The sequence below is a fragment of the Annamia dubia NIES-4383 genome, from assembly GCF_055394725.1.
Genome location: NZ_AP025630.1, coordinates 2,209,770 through 2,226,893, shown reverse-complemented (window position 1 = coordinate 2,226,893; position 17,124 = coordinate 2,209,770). Strand labels below are relative to the sequence as shown.

Annotated in this window: 15 protein-coding genes and 1 pseudogene; all 16 read right to left on the bottom strand. The window is 31.4% G+C overall.

Annotation, left to right across the window (positions count from 1 at the left end):
* Positions 1 to 15: 15 nt before the first annotated feature.
* The 16 genes and pseudogenes from Anndu_RS10085 to Anndu_RS10010 all read right to left on the bottom strand — a co-directional run bounded on the left by Anndu_RS10085 (position 16) and on the right by Anndu_RS10010 (position 17,090).
* Positions 16 to 915 (bottom strand): hypothetical protein, encoded by a 900-nt coding sequence (locus Anndu_RS10085; RefSeq protein ID WP_464101081.1) that lies wholly within the window; start codon positions 913 to 915, stop codon positions 16 to 18.
* Between the two features lie 56 nt (positions 916 to 971).
* Positions 972 to 3,467 (bottom strand): dynamin family protein, encoded by a 2,496-nt coding sequence (locus Anndu_RS10080; protein ID WP_464101080.1) that lies wholly within the window; start codon positions 3,465 to 3,467, stop codon positions 972 to 974.
* Positions 3,464 to 3,859, bottom strand: a complete 396-nt coding sequence (locus Anndu_RS10075; protein WP_464101079.1) for a type II toxin-antitoxin system death-on-curing family toxin — start codon at positions 3,857 to 3,859, stop codon at positions 3,464 to 3,466. The genes Anndu_RS10080 and Anndu_RS10075 overlap by 4 nt, the downstream gene beginning before the upstream one ends.
* On the bottom strand, positions 3,846 to 4,052 hold the full coding sequence (locus Anndu_RS10070) for an SH3 domain-containing protein (RefSeq protein WP_464101078.1): 207 nt from the start codon (positions 4,050 to 4,052) through the stop codon (positions 3,846 to 3,848). The genes Anndu_RS10075 and Anndu_RS10070 overlap by 14 nt, the downstream gene beginning before the upstream one ends.
* Positions 4,053 to 4,055: 3 nt before the next feature.
* Positions 4,056 to 4,256, bottom strand: a complete 201-nt coding sequence (locus Anndu_RS10065; RefSeq protein ID WP_464101077.1) for a type II toxin-antitoxin system HicB family antitoxin — start codon at positions 4,254 to 4,256, stop codon at positions 4,056 to 4,058.
* Between the two features lie 439 nt (positions 4,257 to 4,695).
* Positions 4,696 to 4,890, bottom strand: coding sequence for a hypothetical protein (locus Anndu_RS10060; protein WP_464101076.1), 195 nt, complete (start codon positions 4,888 to 4,890; stop codon positions 4,696 to 4,698).
* A gap of 345 nt (positions 4,891 to 5,235) precedes the next feature.
* Positions 5,236 to 7,362, bottom strand: coding sequence for a CHAT domain-containing protein (locus Anndu_RS10055; protein WP_464101075.1), 2,127 nt, complete (start codon positions 7,360 to 7,362; stop codon positions 5,236 to 5,238).
* Between the two features lie 176 nt (positions 7,363 to 7,538).
* A complete protein-coding gene (locus Anndu_RS10050; protein ID WP_464101074.1) occupies positions 7,539 to 8,537 on the bottom strand; it encodes an IS630 family transposase in 999 nt (332 codons plus the stop codon).
* Positions 8,538 to 8,614: 77 nt separating this feature from the next.
* Complete coding sequence (locus Anndu_RS10045) at positions 8,615 to 8,896, bottom strand: hypothetical protein (protein WP_464101073.1); 282 nt, start codon at positions 8,894 to 8,896, stop codon at positions 8,615 to 8,617.
* Between the two features lie 128 nt (positions 8,897 to 9,024).
* Positions 9,025 to 10,456: pseudogene (locus tag Anndu_RS10040) on the bottom strand (NF041680 family putative transposase).
* 162 nt (positions 10,457 to 10,618) lie between these two features.
* Positions 10,619 to 10,909: a HepT-like ribonuclease domain-containing protein gene (locus Anndu_RS10035; protein WP_464101072.1), complete on the bottom strand. Its 291-nt coding sequence runs from the start codon at positions 10,907 to 10,909 to the stop codon at positions 10,619 to 10,621.
* Positions 10,896 to 11,255 (bottom strand): nucleotidyltransferase family protein, encoded by a 360-nt coding sequence (locus Anndu_RS10030; RefSeq protein ID WP_464101071.1) that lies wholly within the window; start codon positions 11,253 to 11,255, stop codon positions 10,896 to 10,898. The genes Anndu_RS10035 and Anndu_RS10030 overlap by 14 nt, the downstream gene beginning before the upstream one ends.
* Positions 11,256 to 11,294: 39 nt before the next feature.
* Positions 11,295 to 11,696, bottom strand: a complete 402-nt coding sequence (locus Anndu_RS10025) for a type II toxin-antitoxin system death-on-curing family toxin (protein ID WP_464101070.1) — start codon at positions 11,694 to 11,696, stop codon at positions 11,295 to 11,297.
* Positions 11,683 to 11,877 carry a DUF2281 domain-containing protein gene (locus Anndu_RS10020; protein WP_464101069.1) on the bottom strand — a complete coding sequence of 65 codons (195 nt, stop codon included), beginning with the start codon at positions 11,875 to 11,877 and terminating at the stop codon, positions 11,683 to 11,685. The genes Anndu_RS10025 and Anndu_RS10020 overlap by 14 nt, the downstream gene beginning before the upstream one ends.
* 174 nt (positions 11,878 to 12,051) lie before the next feature.
* Positions 12,052 to 16,674 (bottom strand): Eco57I restriction-modification methylase domain-containing protein, encoded by a 4,623-nt coding sequence (locus Anndu_RS10015; protein WP_464101068.1) that lies wholly within the window; start codon positions 16,672 to 16,674, stop codon positions 12,052 to 12,054.
* 80 nt (positions 16,675 to 16,754) lie between these two features.
* Complete coding sequence (locus Anndu_RS10010) at positions 16,755 to 17,090, bottom strand: transposase family protein (protein ID WP_464101067.1); 336 nt, start codon at positions 17,088 to 17,090, stop codon at positions 16,755 to 16,757.
* Positions 17,091 to 17,124: the final 34 nt, after the last annotated feature.

Below are 17,124 nucleotides of genomic sequence, written 5' to 3'. Positions count from 1 at the left end.
ATTGACTCCTTTTTGTTAATAAACATTAAAATTTTGGTAAGCTTCTAGGCGGTATCTTGGTGTTACCATAGCTTGTAAATTAACTAATCTATAAAAAGCATTAGTTTTCACATTTTTATTAGCATTTGGTTGAAAACCTTGTTCTTTTGCATTGATATTGTCTATTTTTACAAAATAAATATCAGATGCGCTTTCTTCTCCTTCTTTTACAAATAATTCATTATTGATACTAGATAATTGACGAGATAAATTTTCAGGAATATCTAAACATAAATATCTAGTAGCATTATATAAATTAGAACAATCTTGTTTAGTAAGTCTTACTGTTTGATTGTTGATTAATAATTCAATTAAGTAAGATTTTTCAGCAGGAATTACTAAAATCAAAGATTTTTGTACTGGATTTGGTTGAAATACAATAGGCTCAACTTTAGAGGTTTGATCTTGTCGAATATCAGCTTGATTAAGGTTTTCTGAATCTTCTAGGTCAGTAGTTTCTTTTTGCTTATTATTAAGAATATAAGCTAAAAATAAAACTGCTACGATTACAAAAGCTAAAAGTACGATAAAATTCACTTGTGACTCTCCTATTTTAAGTAATTTAAAAATTGGTTTAAACAAAGAATAAAAAGGACGGCGTAATGTAACTTTTTCAATAATTTCCTTATAATCCCATTCTTTATATATGTACTTACTTAATTTTTTTACATCCTCATTACTAACTTTGACAGTAATATCATCAGTATTTTTTGATGCAAAATTCAAAATTTTGACAGTTTCTAATCTTTTACACCACTCCTCAATTGCATAATTAAAAGCGTCATAAAATGTGTTAGTTTTATTTTTCGTAAGCTTATCATTGACTTGTGTTGATACTTGATTAATTAGAACATACAAATTAGTGGATAATATCATAAGCAATTAAAATCGAGAATAAGGGAATTAGATGAAAACCTATTTTGATTAAATAATCAGTTAAAATTTTGTTTTAACTGTTGATAAATTAAATTTACCTCATCTTTAGTAAATTCAAACTTACGCCAAAATTCTTTTTCCTCCTCAAAATTCTGTTCAATAATTTTTAATTGTTTTTCTAAAGCCCGATCTGCTAAATCAGTAATATCAATAACAGATTCTTGAAAAAGATGATTAACCTCTTTTAAGCGTTCAATAATCCATTTTTTCAAGATATTCCATAATTCATCTTTACCTTTTTCAATTCCACTAGCCCATTGTTGAGCCATTAAATCCGGTGAAGGTAAGCAAAGCTCACGATATTCAATATCTTTTCTTATATCATATTGAACATTTCTTGTTTTTGTTTTCTTTACTGGTCGTGTACCTGTTTTTTGCTCTGGTGATTGAAAACAGGATTTATCCTTATAATAAGTATAAGTTTCATATTCAGTTTCTTGATAAGTTTCCTGTTTTGTTCCTTGACCGACAACTTTATTTTCTATTTTCTTTTTTTGTTTTATATCAACTGGAAAATCAAAAAACTTTTCTGGTAAAGTTGGTGGATTTTCTGTTAATTTTTTCTTTAAATCAGTAAAGACTGCTTCATCTAAATTAATCTCAGATAAGCCATATTTAGATAAACTGTCTTGCAATTCATTAAGAAAATTGTCAACTAAATATGATAAAAAATCTTGAAATAATTTTGCTTTTCCTTGTAGCAAAAATTCGGCTCTTGTGGTAATTGCTTGTCGCATAGTGTGATAAAGTAACTTAACATAACGCTCATCATGTTCAAGTTCTTTAACTGCTGATTGATCACTAGCTTCAACTTTTTTAACAAAAATATCTGATTCACCAGAAAAATTAGTTAATCTTCGGCTAACATGATCATATTGTCGGGAGACATCTTCTGCTATTTTAGGAGAAATTATTTTAGCTAATTCTTCTTTAAGCTCATAAACTCCTGAATTATTTTTAAAAGCATTTTGTACTAAAAGAATTAAAGAGTTATTTAAGTCTTTCTCTATATCTCTAACAGCATCAATAATTTTTGCTATTGCTTCCTCTTTAATTCCTTTTTTTTTCGCATATTGGTAAGCTTTAATGTCACTTTCGGGTTGATGAGTTTTGATAATTTCTATAATTTCACCAGTTTGAGTATTAAAACCGTTTTGATGTTGTTTACAACTCTTTTCTAAATCTCTCCTAATGTTAGCAATTTTTTCTCTTTCGCTTTCAACTTTTTCTTGATTGTAAATTTTACGAGTTGCAATTAAAGTATTAAGTGATGCTGAAAAAGCATCATAACTTTCAAATACAGAAAATAAAGCAGGAATTAATACTAATTCTGAGAAAGATTCCTGAATCCTGTTTCTAATACAACTCCACAAAGCTTCACCACCACTCCATTTTAGAGCATAGTTTAAAAGTTCTTGCATTGTTTCATCATTAATAAAAATACCATCTTCAAGATTATCCTCAATATCTCTAAACCAATTTCTTAAATTGCGATCGCCTGAAGTATTATCTTTAATTACCGTAGCACAATCAAGAAACATTGATTTTAATAATTTTGATCTCACTTCTGGATTAATATTAGATTCTGTATTTAAAGCAGTTGTACCCCAAGCACATTGAGCATAATATAAAAGACGAGCATTAAAAGGAATAACATCAGGTAATTCTGGTAAAGATAAAACCTCTTTAATTTCCTGTTTTAATTTCTCTAAACGTACCTCCATCGGTAAATCATCAGAGCCTCGATTATCCACCCGATTTAAAATAAAAATCATGGAATCTGTACGCCCTTGTAAATATTCTACAACTCGCTTTAATTCTCCTAATAGTTTTTGTCTGTGTTGCTCATCTACCTGCATATAATCAAGAGCAACTAAACTAAAAGCTTTACCAACTAAAGGCTGAATTACTGCTAAATTATCCCGATCTTGTACTGATTTTAGTCCGGGTAAATCTAAAAATTCAACTCCTACACCTTCAGGAAGCCCTGATAAACTTAAATCATTAGCCGGAAAAAGAGGAGCAAAAGCCTTAATTTGAGGAGCAATTAACTCTTTTTTCTTCCTTGTTTCATGGTAACTGTGCATTACCACCTGAATTTTATTGTAAAGCTCATCATCACTTAAACCAGTCCATTTGCCCGTTTCCCAAACCGCTTCAGGAGTAGCTTCTATAATTAATTTACGCTCATGAGAATGCTTTAAAGTTAAAACACCGCCACTCATTTCTCCTGCTTCAATAGGCGCGATTCTCCGCCCCATCAAAGCATTAACAATAGTGGATTTACCCGATGAAACTGTGCCAATAGTCGCTATAGATAAAGTATCAAGGCGTTGAGTTGCTTCATCGTGGGCTTTACGGAAATCATCTAAACTCCTTTTAATTGTCTCATCTTCAAAGACATCAGGAGAAGAATTAACCAAGTTAGAAACGGCGTTTCCTAACTGATTGAGGAGTTGACGGGTGTTTTCTAATTTTGTGTGGATGTTCATAAATTTATAGTAATATTTTCTTGTAAAAAATAAATTAAATCTTCTTTACTAATTTGATGCTTAGCAACTCTTATAACTAAATTATAAGCTGACTGATTACTTAAAGTTAAATTGTAACCATTGATTCTTAAAAAAGTATCCATAACCGCAAAAGCCGTTCTTTTATTACCATCAATAAAAGGATGATTCATTGTTAAATGATACAAATAAGCTCCTGCTTGTTGATGTATTTCAGGATGAAGGAGTTGTCCATCAAAAGTTACTTGAGGTTGTGCTAAAGCTGATTCTAATAACCCTTGATCTCGAAGTCCATTAGTACCTCCAAATCTTTCAATTTGTCTAGTATGAATCTTTAACACAATTTCTAAATTCAGAAAATTAGGAGTCGGCAAGACGTTGATAAACCTCCTCTCTTTCTTGTTCTGATTGTAAATAAGCTAACCAAATTTCATCATTACATTTTAATGAAGATGAATTACTTTTATTAATAGTTATTTCAATTTCATCTCCTTTTTGAAAAGGTAAATGATCAAGGATTAATTTTCCGGTTTCTGTTAGTTTAGTTTTAATTGAATAAGTAGTCATATTTCATCCCCTTTCAATTGCTAATTTTTCTAATTTAGGTAAAATTGTGGCACAAGGAGGCTTAAAATGTAACTCTAAAGCCTCTTGAAGATTATTTAAAGCAGAAATTTCCGTTTCCCCTTGACTAGCAATATCTATTTCTAAACATTGCACTACAAACCATTTTCCTTCAGGAAAAACTCTTGCTGTAAAAGTCTGTGTCATTTTTAACTCCAGTGTTGAGGTATTACATATTATAAATTATAAGAGTATATTTAATAACTGATTACTTAAAGTTAAATTATAATCATTAATTCTTAATTTTTCAATTTGTTTAGTATGAATCTTTAACACAATTTCTAAATTAATAAAGTTATTCATAGAAAGTTTAAATTAATCTGTATTAATTGGCGTTTGAGTATCATCGGCTTAAGGGAACTTTTGGCACAGTTGCTACTCAAACACCTAATTTTACTCTCTTACAAACTGTAATCTAAGTAAAATAAGAGCAATAAGAGCAATAAGAGGTTTTGTTTTGGCAAAATCTACTTTTTTATCTGTATCTAAGTTATCTCACTTTAAAGAGAATGTCAACTATTCTCAAAAAAGTCGGGAATTTTAGTCAAAAGGGAAAATCTCCGATTTTAATGGGATTGAAAAGGACTTAATAAGTTGGTACAATAGGCTCTCCATCTTCATCATCTTGATTTTGATTAGAATGATTGTTAATGGTCTTAAAATCTTCTTTTAACTGGGGTATTAAGCTTAAATCAGTAGTTAAAATTGGTTGATTGATTGCCCCATAACTAACCTGAGTTACAGTTAAAAGTAAGAATAAAGATAAAAATGCTGATTTCATCACTGGTTTCTCCAATAAAATTAAGTTTCACCTATTAACCAGTGGGTTTTTCTGTTTTTATGCAAATTTTGAGAAAAATTTTTTTAGATTTTTTTCAAGGGAGATGACGATAATAGTTTTAATCTCTTGACACTCTCTCGTAAAGCTAATGATTTATACTTTAGGACATCTGTACCAATAAAGGATAAGATCGGGCGGGTTAGTAGCGAAAATTTTAAAATGTGATCTGCAAACTGCCTATACTATTCTTTGGTGAATACGGTTTTGCTATTATTGACTATGATCAAGAAGAATGGGAATTCGAGTTAGAAACAAGTAAAAAAATTGCTAATTAAATAAATCAATTTACCTTAATCCTGAACAAATAAAACCTGCCCAATAATAAGGATGAGAAAATGGTTGATTTTCTTGACAAAACAGAGAAATATTATTAACAATCTCAGATTTTACTTTTCTCATTTTATCAGCAATTGTTCCAAATTGTTTCATTTTTTGATAACATTGTTTATATTCAATTGTATTTTTTTCATATTGTTTTAATTCTTCTTTTGCTTGTTTATAACATTGATTAGTATTAGTAAATTGACTTTGAAAAAAGTCTATTAATTGCGGTTGATAAACTTTAGTTAAAGTTTCGGCTGTTAAATTTCTTAATTCATCTTGTGCTTGTTGTAATGCTGATACACGGGTAGCTCCTTCTTGACGATAACGATGATAAAAAATGGAAAATAAGGAGGTTGCTAAGTCATTTACTGCCCATAATGTGCTAACCACATTTCTCGCTCCGGCACATAAAAAACCAGTGGATAAGGTTAAAGGATCATCGGTAATTTCTGTTACGGTTAAACCTGTTTCACAACAGGATAAAAACACATCACAAAGCTCAGGTGATCGCCATGCAGGAGTCATTAATTGCCCTAAAGTTATTTCACCATCTGCTAAGATTAATTTTGATTCTAAAGGTTTATCTAAACGACTTGAAGCATGATGGGAAGATAGCAAAACATTTACCTTTTTTTCCTGTAATAATTGACGGTAATTATTAACAGTTGCTTCTTGTTTTCCTTTCAGTCTTAAATCTTGATTAATTTGATATAAATTAGCAATTTGCTCACATTCAAATTTAGTAAAATATAAATCTTCTGTGGCATCTTCTACGATACCATAAACCAAATTATTTTCTAATAGTGGGCGGTTGTGACAAAATTCTAAAATTTGACAAGAGGGAATATAACGAATTAAAAATTTATCTCCCAAATAGCCCTCACCCCCGCCCCCACAGACAAGAGGAGAAATAGGTAAAGCAGAAAAGGGTATTTGATGTAAATAAAGATGGGGAATAATTATTAATTCTTCTATGCCTAAAAGATGATGATTAATGAGATTATCTATTTCTAAAAACTGAGACAAATCTCTTAAAAAAGGTTCAATATTATTACGCCATTGTAATTTTAATTTTTCTCTTTCTTCCTTAGTTTTAGTTAGATCACAAGATTCTAAATAGGGTGTTAACCAATTATCATTAATTAATTGTTGTAAATTATTAGTCTTAAGAGAATGTAAATTTATTTCATCTTTTTTAATCACAAAAATATAACTATTTGTTTCTGTAATATAAAAGCTTAAAATCGCAGTTATTTGATCATCAATTAAACTTTGAATAGTTAGTAAATTTATATCTGCTGGTTTAATTTTTCCCGCTAAAACAGGATCTAATTCTCTAATTTGTTGCCATAATTTTTGCTTTTGAGTTTCTAAAAATTCAATATTTTCATTAAGACTTTCTAAAACAGCACGACTATTAGCAACTAATTCTTGATTATTTTGATTTAACTTAGATTGATTAGTTTTTAAACGCTCTTGATCTATATCTTTTTGTAAAGCTTCAAATTGTTCAATATACATTAACATCTCTGTTGAGATATTATCATTATTGATCGTAGTAACATCATTACTAGAGAATATTTCAATTAATCTTCTGGAACGAGTTTTTTCTAAATATTGTAAAGCTAAGTCAATTTTATTAGCAGAGATACAAGCTTTAATCATATTGTGATAAATTTCCTGATCTTCTTGGAAAAATTTGTGACGATTAGATTCTTTTTTTGTCCAATTATAAACTTTTTCTGATGCTTCAATAGCTAAAGAATAACCTTTGATTGCTTGATCATATAATTGATTTTCTAAAGCCATATCTCCTAAATTAATACCAACACGGCGACATTCATCAGGATAGGTGTTAATTGTATAAATTTCTAATGCTAATTGACAACAATCTATTGCTTGATTAATCTGTTTTAATTCACTATAACTTAAAGCTAAATTACTTTGTACTAATGCCCAATCTTCAGGATATTGATCATAAGTATAAACTGTTAATGCGTCTTGATAATAACTAATAGATTTTTTTAAATTTTCTACTTTATTAACTTTCAAATCAGCATAAATATTACCCAAATTAATTGAAACCATTGCCCAATCATTAAGAAACTCATAAGATTTATAAAATCCTAACGCTAATTGATAATAATTAATTGCTGTTTCTAAATTTTCTGGTTTATCTCCTTTAATTCGATTACGATAAGCGATCCCTAATTGATTATGAATAGAGGCGATTTCTTCTAAATCATTTATTTCCTGATAAGTACCTAAGCAAAATTAATTACATATTCCGTTCCTAATAAATCAAGGACTTTTTTTAGATAGTTAGTAAGATTTTCCCAACTATCATATGCTGATAATTCAATCCATTCATATTTAATAAATCTCCATAAGATTTCAATTAAATTAAGATGGGGTGAATAAGGGGGCAACCAGAAGATTTGTAAATTTTTCTTTTCCCATTCTTCAAGCTTGTTCAAGATTTTTTCACTGGTATGAATTGAGGCTTGATCCATTAATATTACCGTTTTTTTACTTAAATTTTCGCTGAATTTATCTATTGCTTTATTCAACAGATCACTGTTGATTGTTCCTTCATAGATCTCATAATATATTTCATTTCTTCGATTCATAATTCCCAAAATATTTTTTCTTTTACTTTGGCTACTTAACAGTAATTTTTCTTGCCCTTTTTCTTGCCACGCATAAGGCACAGTTGGAATTAAACTGACCCCACTTTCATCTAAATATCTTAAGTCTATTTCCCCTTTTTTGTCTAGTTCAATTAATTCTTGTAATTTCGGTAATTTTACTTCTAGCTCCCAATCTTGAGCTTTACCTCTTACCGTTTTTCTCACCCTTTTCCATCTCATTCCTTTTTTTTTTACTATTCTTTTGATGGTGTCTTTACTAACTTTTATTCCCCATTCTTTTTCAATTTTTTCTTTAACTTTATCTAACTTTTTTGGCTCTTCTTTTACCCATGCCTTTACTTGAACCTCTTGTTCTTCTTTTAATTTTGGTTTTCTTCCTCTTCCTTTTTGATTATATAAGCCAACTAATTGGTAATTATCCCATGCTGTGAACCAATTAAAAATTGTTTTTCTTGTCACCTTAAAAATCAAGACTAATTGCTCAATTTTTAAACCATGATAACTTAACAAGATGCAACTAGCTCTTTTTCTTACCTGAGCAGATTTACTTGAGTTTTGAATCCGCTCAAGCATCTTTTGTGTGTCTCCACTTAATCCTCGAATAAATCTCATGATTGTTTCTTTTTTACTTGTTCCACTTTTAGTTTAGCGCTTTTTCTGTAAATGAGTAATTTTTTTTGCATAAGCACTTAGAATGCTAAAAGCTGATTATAATTTGCGATTGCATTGTCAATATTTTCCTCTTTTTCACCCTCGATTCTATCAAGATAAAGAGAAGCTAAACTATGTTTAAAATTAGCATACATTTCTGGCATTTCATCTTGATCAATAAGTTCTAAAATATCCTGACAATGTTTAATAGCTATTTCAATATTTTCAGAAGGATCACCTAAAAGTCTATCTTGATAAGCTAACATTAATTGCTCCTTTGTATCAACCCATTCTGCTAAATAATGATGTTTGTGTCTCACAGTTGGACTTTGGACAAAAAGAAATTGGTAGAGGTTAAAATAGAAGATAAAAAAATAGACAAAGTAAAACTAACCTAAAATAATTTTAGGGGAAAAAAGATTAATTAACAGTCGTTTCTAACAGCAATTTAGCTATTTTGTTGACATTTTTGATTCTTTTTTATAACCTGATAACGTGGTCTTTTCACTTGTATTTCACCTTTTTTCCGTCCAGAAGAATAACCACGGGGTTTGGGAAAATTAGAATTGATCTCAATGGTGCTAATAATTCTATAAAAGTCTCTCTGAACAGCACTGGGGTAATCTTACTCTCACGAAAATTAGGCAAATATTTCTCCCAAGGGCGGGGTAAGCAAACAGCTAAATTCCTTGCATTCCACAATTGAATATAAGCAATTAAAATTAGGTTCATCCAGTTTTCTTCATAACTTGTATGAGAGGTTAAATAGTCGTTCATTAATAATCTTTGTTTGCCAAATCGAAAAAGTGTTCCAAGTCAAAACGTTGACGATAAGATTGATAAATTTCAAGCAAAGTTAATTCGTTACGGCGTTTACCAATGGCAATTAACCACATTGGTTTCCAAATAGAATTACCTTCTTGATCAGTAACAGTAATTTCCAATAATGTAAAGGGATAATCATGCAATTTATGTTCCTTTGTTCCCTTCATTAACATATTATTCCAACCCTTAATTTTGACATTTAATAATTTACCACGTTTCGTAGTAAAATTAGTTTGAATTAAATCATCAGGGGGATGCCAAGAAGTTGAATCTTTTAAATCAAATTTATCACCATACCAACGTGGATGTCCACTTTTTAACTCAGAAGAATCTTTGACAAAAGGACGAAAAAAAACACGATTACTTTTAACTCTGGTGACAACAAGTCGATCTTGATTAAGAACTTGTTTGCCAATAAAATCTTTTTGACTATAAAGACAATCTACGACAATAACTGATAGAATTATCTTAAATAATAATGAATCTGTCAAAACTTTATTAATCTGTTTATGAGCAACAGAAACATCTTTTTCATCGCTTTTTACTCGTTGAACTGATAAAGGAATTGTCCAAGAAGCATCACAATTAGATATTTTTTCAGGTAAGTAAAAAAGCCAAGAATAAGCATGACCAATATTGATGGGTTTATTGCCTTTAATACTGTTAGGTTGATGAATAAACGTTTTATCAGATACAGTAGGAGAAAACTGGCGTGAATTAGGGGTTACATCAATGCCAAATAGATGAAACTTTCGCTGATTATTTTGAGGAATACTCTCTAAAATAATCTTAGATATTTCGGCTTTATTTGTGATTTGTGATTTCTTTTTTCCCGCTTTATTAAAATCAGCAATTGCTCGATAAATACTTTGGTATTTATGTTTAAATAGAGGATTTAAACTTAATTCCACGACTGTTTTAGCATCTTGATTACTACTAAGAGCATCGAGTAAATTCATCAAGGCATCTTTTCTTAAACCAAGACTTTGATATAATCGTTGACGACCTTGAATAAATTGTTCAACTTCTTGGTAATTTTTATTTTTGATTTTCATATTATTTTGAATAATAAACTATCTATTTATTCTAATCTATAGAACAAACTTGTTGAGAAAGAAAGTTTATTATTTGACATTATGCTATTAGACAATATTCAATTTCTCTTAATATAAATATCTTATTTTAATTTTTTCGGTCTGATGTGAGCTTCATTAAATCTAATTTTTTGTCCAAAGTCCAAAAATAATATCACAGTCAACTTCATTATATTCGTGAACTAATCGGTTTCGCATTCCTCTAATTTCGTTAAAAGGAATTTGAGGATATATTTGTTTAAATTCTTCAGATAAACGGTTAATAGCTTCGCCAATAATTACCAGTTGATAAAGTACAGAAGATTGAGTCTTTTCATCATTACTAAATTGTTCTGAAGTCATACCTTGAGTAAATTTAAGAATTTTCTGTAAAGCATGATAAAGGTCTAAAATTGTTTCTTTATCTTTCTGCATAAATTACCTCTGCACTTTCAAGAATATTACAACGGCGAATCCAGTTTTTACTGTTTTCAATTGCTTTTTTAGAAACTAAATCAATGTCTCGATTAAGTAATATTTTAAGTTCATTTTCTATCTTAATCATTCCTAATAAGCTAATATGAGCTTCTGGAGCAAATTTTACTAATAGATCAATATCACTATCTGAGTTAAAATCATCTCGCAAAATTGAACCAAATAAAGCAAGTTCGATAATTTGTTTCTCTCGACAAAATTCCCTTAAGGTTTTTAAGGAAATTCCTAAGCGAGTTTCAAGAAGTTTTTGTTGAATAAAAGAAAGATTATTAATTGTTTTTATCATTTTGTTTTCCTTTTTAATAGGTTGATAAATTTATTGATATTATTCAACTATACGAGGTTTAATTGCTTTTTCAAGAATCAATATTATTTGTTCTTTATTTAATTTGTTTTCAGCAATATCAATTACTAATTGATAAGCTTGATCTTCAGATAATATAAGATCATAACCATTAACGGCTAAAAATGTAATCATCACCTCAAAAGCAGTCCGTTTATTGCCATCAATAAAAGCATGATTTTTCACCAAAGAAAAAAGATAAGCGGCGGCTTGTGCTGATAAGGTTGGATTTAATAATTGTCCGCCAAAAGTGACTTCAGGTTGTGCTAAAGCTGATTCTAGCAAACCTTGATCTCTAATACCATAACTACCTCCATGTTCTTTAATTTGGTCATCATGGATTAAAATAACAATTTCAATGGGGATAAATTTAGGATTTTGCAAGGCGACTACATACCTCCTGCCATTGGGGTTTTGTTTGTAAATAAGCTTCCCAAATTTCTGAATTTTCGGTTTCTGTTGGTAAACTTTGAGCTTTCATTTGACGAATATTAATCAATATTTGCTCTAGTTCACTTTCAGAAAGTTGCTCAATTTCTTGGATAATTTGTTCTTTTGTTGTCATAGCTTTGAAAACTTAAGGTAATTTTTTTATTTTAATCGCTTTAGCCGATTTTTGCTATTAGCCTTGTCAATTTATTGCAAGGCGGTTTAATTGCTCAAAACCTTTATCTCGCAATGAAATAAATTTCATTACTAATAGCTTAAGTCTGCTAAAGCGACTTGTGCAAATTCAATTTTATCTCTTTTTTTTCTGACTGTTAGAATCAATAATATTACCAAATAAATCCACTGGTAAAGGATTACCAAATAAGTCTTTGGGTGCTTCAAAATTAGGATCGCTAGGTAATTTTGCTGATTTAGCTGGAGGTGCTGAGTTATCTTTTTGGGTTTGGTTTTCTGTCATGGTTTCTCCTAATAATTTACTTAAATTATCGGCGTGTCTTTCACATTCTAACCAACTTGCTTCGGGTGTTTTGGCAAGTTGCCAGGGATAAAAGCGTTGGCGGTAGTTAAGAGGCGCATTAGGGGGAGTTTCTAGGTTGTCCCATTCTTCTATGGTAAAGCGACTGGTGACGGGTTGGGGTTGTTTTGCTCTGTCGTCATGGCCTAAGTTATAGTCGGCTAGGGTTAAGGTATCGGGTAACATCCAGCCTTCTCCATTGTTGAGGTTGAGGAAGTTGTCTAAACCTATTTCTTTTAGTTTGTGGAAGGCGACAAGGGATAAGACGGTGTGACGCATTTCGGGATCTTTTTCTTTGTCAACTCGCCAAAAACCTTTAGTGTCAAGGGTTCTGGCGAAGGTTTTTTCGTTGACTTGGGCGCTGGGATAGTCGCTTTCTTTGAGTATCCATGCAAAATCTTCTATTTCTAAGCCGTATAATTCTGCTATTACTGCATCTAAGATACTTCTTAATCTTAATCTTTCATAGGGTGTTATTGCCCAAAGTTGATACCAGTTTTCGGGAGTTTTTCGGGAGTCGGGAGTCGGGAGTCGGGAGTCGGAAGTTTGAGCATTTTGCTCACTATTTTTTAAGATTTGCCAAATTGGAGCATAAATAACAGAAATACAATTAATTTTACAAACAAAATTAGCTATTATTGACTTATATTTATTCTTTTCAACTAAAACCAATTCAGCTAAAACGTGCCAATCTACTTGAGTAGAAGGAACTTTAATTCTTGCTATAAAATCTAAAGTAAAAGAATTAATATAACCTGTAACGGCTAGTTTATCTATTTGATTTAATGGTGATACAATTGAAGCTTTATCTCCACAAGGCATTGAGGGAATTAATGAACAAACCAAAGTTCTTTGATTAGTTGCGTTAGATATTCTTCTAACACATACTTTAAAATCTTTGATTAATCTTTCTTTGTTTTTTAAATTATCTATTGACATTAAAAATTGAGGGGAATAATATTTATTATTCCATTCTATATTATCCCATTTTGCTCTATTTCCCGCCCCCGAAATATAACCAGAAGCACTAAAATCAAATTGCCAAATCATTACACCTTGATACAAAGGTAAAGCAATATCTTCAACATCATCAATATAAATAAATTGAGTTTTATCTCTTGATAAAATAACCCCTTCAGGACGTTTTAAAATATCCTCAAAATCCGACTCCCGACTCCCAACTCCCGACTCCCGCAAATCTTGCCATTTACCCTTTAACCAATGTCCATATTCATCGGCAATATAACCATTATTTTCCCATTTTGGACGGGGTGGAAATAGTTTAGAATCATTAGTCATATCAAATTCTCTTGCATATTGAATACCCCAACCTTGAGGCGTTTCATCACCTAATAAAACACTATTATTATAGATTTTGGTTAATACTTCTAAATCTCGATTTGAGCGAATTTCTAAGATAGCTTTAGACTTAGGACTAAATTTTTCTACTCTTGCTTGAGGATAATCTAAAACATAATTTTCCGCATTTTCCCAAGTGCTTAAACTACGTTGCATAAAAGTAGCTTTGATTGATTTAGTTTTACCGCCTTTCTGCACAATTACCGGACAGAATTTAAAACGACTATCAATAGAAAAAATCTTATCTCTATTTTCAAAACCAAATAACCAAAGCCATTGATTAAACTCTAAAAATTCGGTTCTTAAAGTAGTTGAACCTTTATCAGTGTAAATTCCTGAAGGTACAATTAAGCCTAAAATACCTTCATTAGAAAGTAGAGATAAGGATAACTCTAAAAACATTTTATAAGTATTAATATCTGCTGAACCTTGCAAAATAAAGGGATGATTCGGGTCAGCATAACCTTTATTTTTTACTCTGCGATTGTGCCATAAATCATGTAAATATTCTGTTTCTTTAGCAGATTTAGATAAACTAAATTTATTGATTTGTTGCCCTAAATTGCCTCGTTTTTCTACTTCATAACCCCAAGGAAAACCGACATTTTTAGTCCAATTTGATAAAGCTTTTAGTTTGGCATTATAAGCTAACCAATCTTTTTCTATTTGAGGGTTATTAGTAAAATATTCGCCTTGTTTATTAATAGCTTCCTGTTTGCCATAAGTGCGATAAAGTGGATCAATATTACTGAAAAATTCCATTGAATTTGGTTTTTGAATTTCCCAAGGGGGATTACCAATAATGGCATTAAAGCCCTGTATTTCTGTAGTAAAAACATCAGGAAATTCTAATTCCCAATGAAAAAATTGATATTTTTGAGCTAAATTTTCAATAATTGCCCTTGTTTCTTCAGGAGGATCATAAAATTTATTAGGAGTGGGTGCAAAATCGAGATCATCCCCTTCCCAAAACCAGACAGCGCACCATGTATCAAAAGCAAACTTAAGACGCTTAATAGCTTCAGAATCAGCTATATTTTCTTGATAAACTGCTTCTTGCTCCCAGGGGTTAGTAACTTGACTATGTATTCTCTCAAATACTGTTAAAGCCTCATCATGTATAGCTTCTGGTAATTGAGGTAAATCAAAATTAGGAAAACTTAATCTGGTCTTGGTGGGGTCAAGACATTCTAATAAAGCCTTTAATTCCCCTTTAACTAAACCATTACGCAGATCCTTAATGGCTTGAGTCCATAAATCACCCTTTTGGTTAACTTTTCCTTGTTTTGTCTCTGTTTCTCGAAAATGATGGACAAATTTAGTATGATTTTTGTCGCCACCTTCCCTTTCCCAAGCCATTACGGGATAATCTTGAAAACGGTCAAACCAACAGCCTACTAAGGCGTTACCGCATTTAATTTTATGGTCTAAAAAACTAAAAGCTAAGGTTTTATCCATAGTTTCTACCCATAAAGCGAGTCGTCCCAATTCCACAGCTAAAGGGTTCAAATCCACACCATAAATACAATTTTCGACTATATATCGCTTTAATTGAGCTTTACTAATTTCTTCAGCTTTTTCCGCAGTGAGGGGAAAATCCTCAACTACTTGCACAAACCATGCTGGTTGGGCATTTTTGGGAATACCGACTCGAATTAACTGTTTTTCGGGATCTTCTATTAACCAACCATGGGCAAATAAACTCTGCCATAAGGCTTCGGTTAAATAACGTAACCCTGCTACTAGGAAAGAAGCAGAGCCACAAGCGGGATCACAGATTTTTAAGTTGAGAATTTCCTCTGGGGTTTTAATGCCCTCACCCCCAACCCCTCTCCCATCGAGGGAGAGGGGAGTCGGAGGAGTATCTGAGATACTCTCTTGTTCCCCTTCCCCCTGCTTGGGGGAAGGGGTTAGGGGTTGGGGGCTACCATAGACCAACGGCTCTAAAGTCCTTCTGACAGTGGGTACAGCTAATTGAGGGCGTGTGTAGAAAGTCCCAGAACCCTTACGAGTGCCACCCCATCGCACTAAAAACCATTCACCAGGCAGAATAATTCGAGCAATTAATTTTTTGGCTAAACTATTGACATCTGACTCATATTGTGCTAGAGCATCAGTCTTTTTACTGCGAGGTTTGTTGACTAATTTACCTACTTTAACTGCTTTAATTGCCCATTGATAGGCACGGTTTCTTAATTGGGCTATTACATCATCTTGAAATAAATCTTCTTCATTTTCTTCAGTAATTTCGGTTTCTTCTGCTAATTCTTCCTCATTATCTTCTGTTATTACTTCTTCTGAATCCTCATCTTCACTATCTCCTTCCCCATGGGGAGCAGATTTTGCCTCTTTTTTGAGATTTTCGACTAAAGACTCTAGGGTTTTATCATCCATTTCCTCTAAGCGTGATAGGGGTAAAACAGGCTGTTTACCCAAATTTAAGAAAATCATGGGATTATCGGCTTCTGCTTGTCTTAATTCAAAGTCTAATAAACCCTCATAAAGAATACCAATATATTCTGATGATAAATCAGAAAAATCAACAGGTGCGCTCACCCAAATAGAGCGTTTTCCTTGACGTATTTTTACTTGAGAGCGAGTTAAAAGCTCTAAAATGCGATAAATTACCTCATCAGAAGGGATTTGTTCATCTTCTGGTTGTTCAAATAGTGCCAAAGCTCGTAGGATAGGATCAGAGGATTGAGAATCCCCGTGTTTAAATAAACCACCGCCATATTGGGGAATTTTTAATTTATCGTGGTTACAACCATGATAAATTAAGCTAAATAAAGCTAATAAACGTGGATAGGCACTAAAACGGTGTCGTAGGGTTTCTGAGGCTTTACCTCCGCTAAAGCGATCTAATTGTTCCCTTAAACCCTGTAAACTATAGGATTTATAATAAATACGGTCAGAGAGATCTAATAAATTTCTGGATTCAGCAAAGAGGATAAAAACACAACGCATAATGAAGCGAGTGGCTGAAATATAGAGAGATTTATGATCAATTTCTAAATTTCCCTGTTTACTAATAGACATCTCCAATAACTGATAAAGCTTATATGGTAACAGTTTCATCTTTAATCAGCACTCAGCAATCAATCGCCGTAAAGTTAATTTCACGTCAAAATTTCCTCTAAATCTAATTTCGTCCCAAAAGTATGACTGATTAAAACATCAATTACTTCACTTGATGACGATGATTTCACTATTTCTAAAACTAAACTCTCAATTCTTAATCTCACTAACCCACAAACTGTTAAAAATACTGACTGATATTTATCTTTTCTTAATCTAAATCTTTCTCTTGCTACTCGCCATATTTTTATGATTCTAATTAAATGTTCTATAAATATTCTGACCGATGAAATCTTTTTATTTTCTTCTTTTTCTTCCTGAGTTAATACTCCTTTTTTCGGTTTTTTCTTCGGGGTAATAATTTGTGGCTCTCCCACATAAGCTTTATCCCCTTTAAACCTTTGATCTATC

Excerpts from the sequence above, each read along its gene's own strand:
- Anndu_RS10050 (WP_464101074.1), bottom strand. The coding sequence starts at position 8,537 with ATGAGATTTATTCGAGGATTAAGTGGAGACACACAAAAGATGCTTGAG.
- Anndu_RS10015 (WP_464101068.1), bottom strand. The coding sequence starts at position 16,674 with ATGTCTATTAGTAAACAGGGAAATTTAGAAATTGATCATAAATCTCTC.
- Anndu_RS10020 (WP_464101069.1), bottom strand. The coding sequence starts at position 11,877 with ATGACAACAAAAGAACAAATTATCCAAGAAATTGAGCAACTTTCTGAA.
- Anndu_RS10080 (WP_464101080.1), bottom strand. The coding sequence starts at position 3,467 with ATGAACATCCACACAAAATTAGAAAACACCCGTCAACTCCTCAATCAG.
- Anndu_RS10035 (WP_464101072.1), bottom strand. The coding sequence starts at position 10,909 with ATGCAGAAAGATAAAGAAACAATTTTAGACCTTTATCATGCTTTACAG.
- Anndu_RS10065 (WP_464101077.1), bottom strand. The coding sequence starts at position 4,256 with ATGACACAGACTTTTACAGCAAGAGTTTTTCCTGAAGGAAAATGGTTT.
- Anndu_RS10055 (WP_464101075.1), bottom strand. The coding sequence starts at position 7,362 with ATGGTTTCAATTAATTTGGGTAATATTTATGCTGATTTGAAAGTTAAT.
- Anndu_RS10030 (WP_464101071.1), bottom strand. The coding sequence starts at position 11,255 with ATGATAAAAACAATTAATAATCTTTCTTTTATTCAACAAAAACTTCTT.
- Anndu_RS10060 (WP_464101076.1), bottom strand. The coding sequence starts at position 4,890 with ATGAAATCAGCATTTTTATCTTTATTCTTACTTTTAACTGTAACTCAG.
- Anndu_RS10085 (WP_464101081.1), bottom strand. The coding sequence starts at position 915 with ATGATATTATCCACTAATTTGTATGTTCTAATTAATCAAGTATCAACA.
- Anndu_RS10070 (WP_464101078.1), bottom strand. The coding sequence starts at position 4,052 with ATGACTACTTATTCAATTAAAACTAAACTAACAGAAACCGGAAAATTA.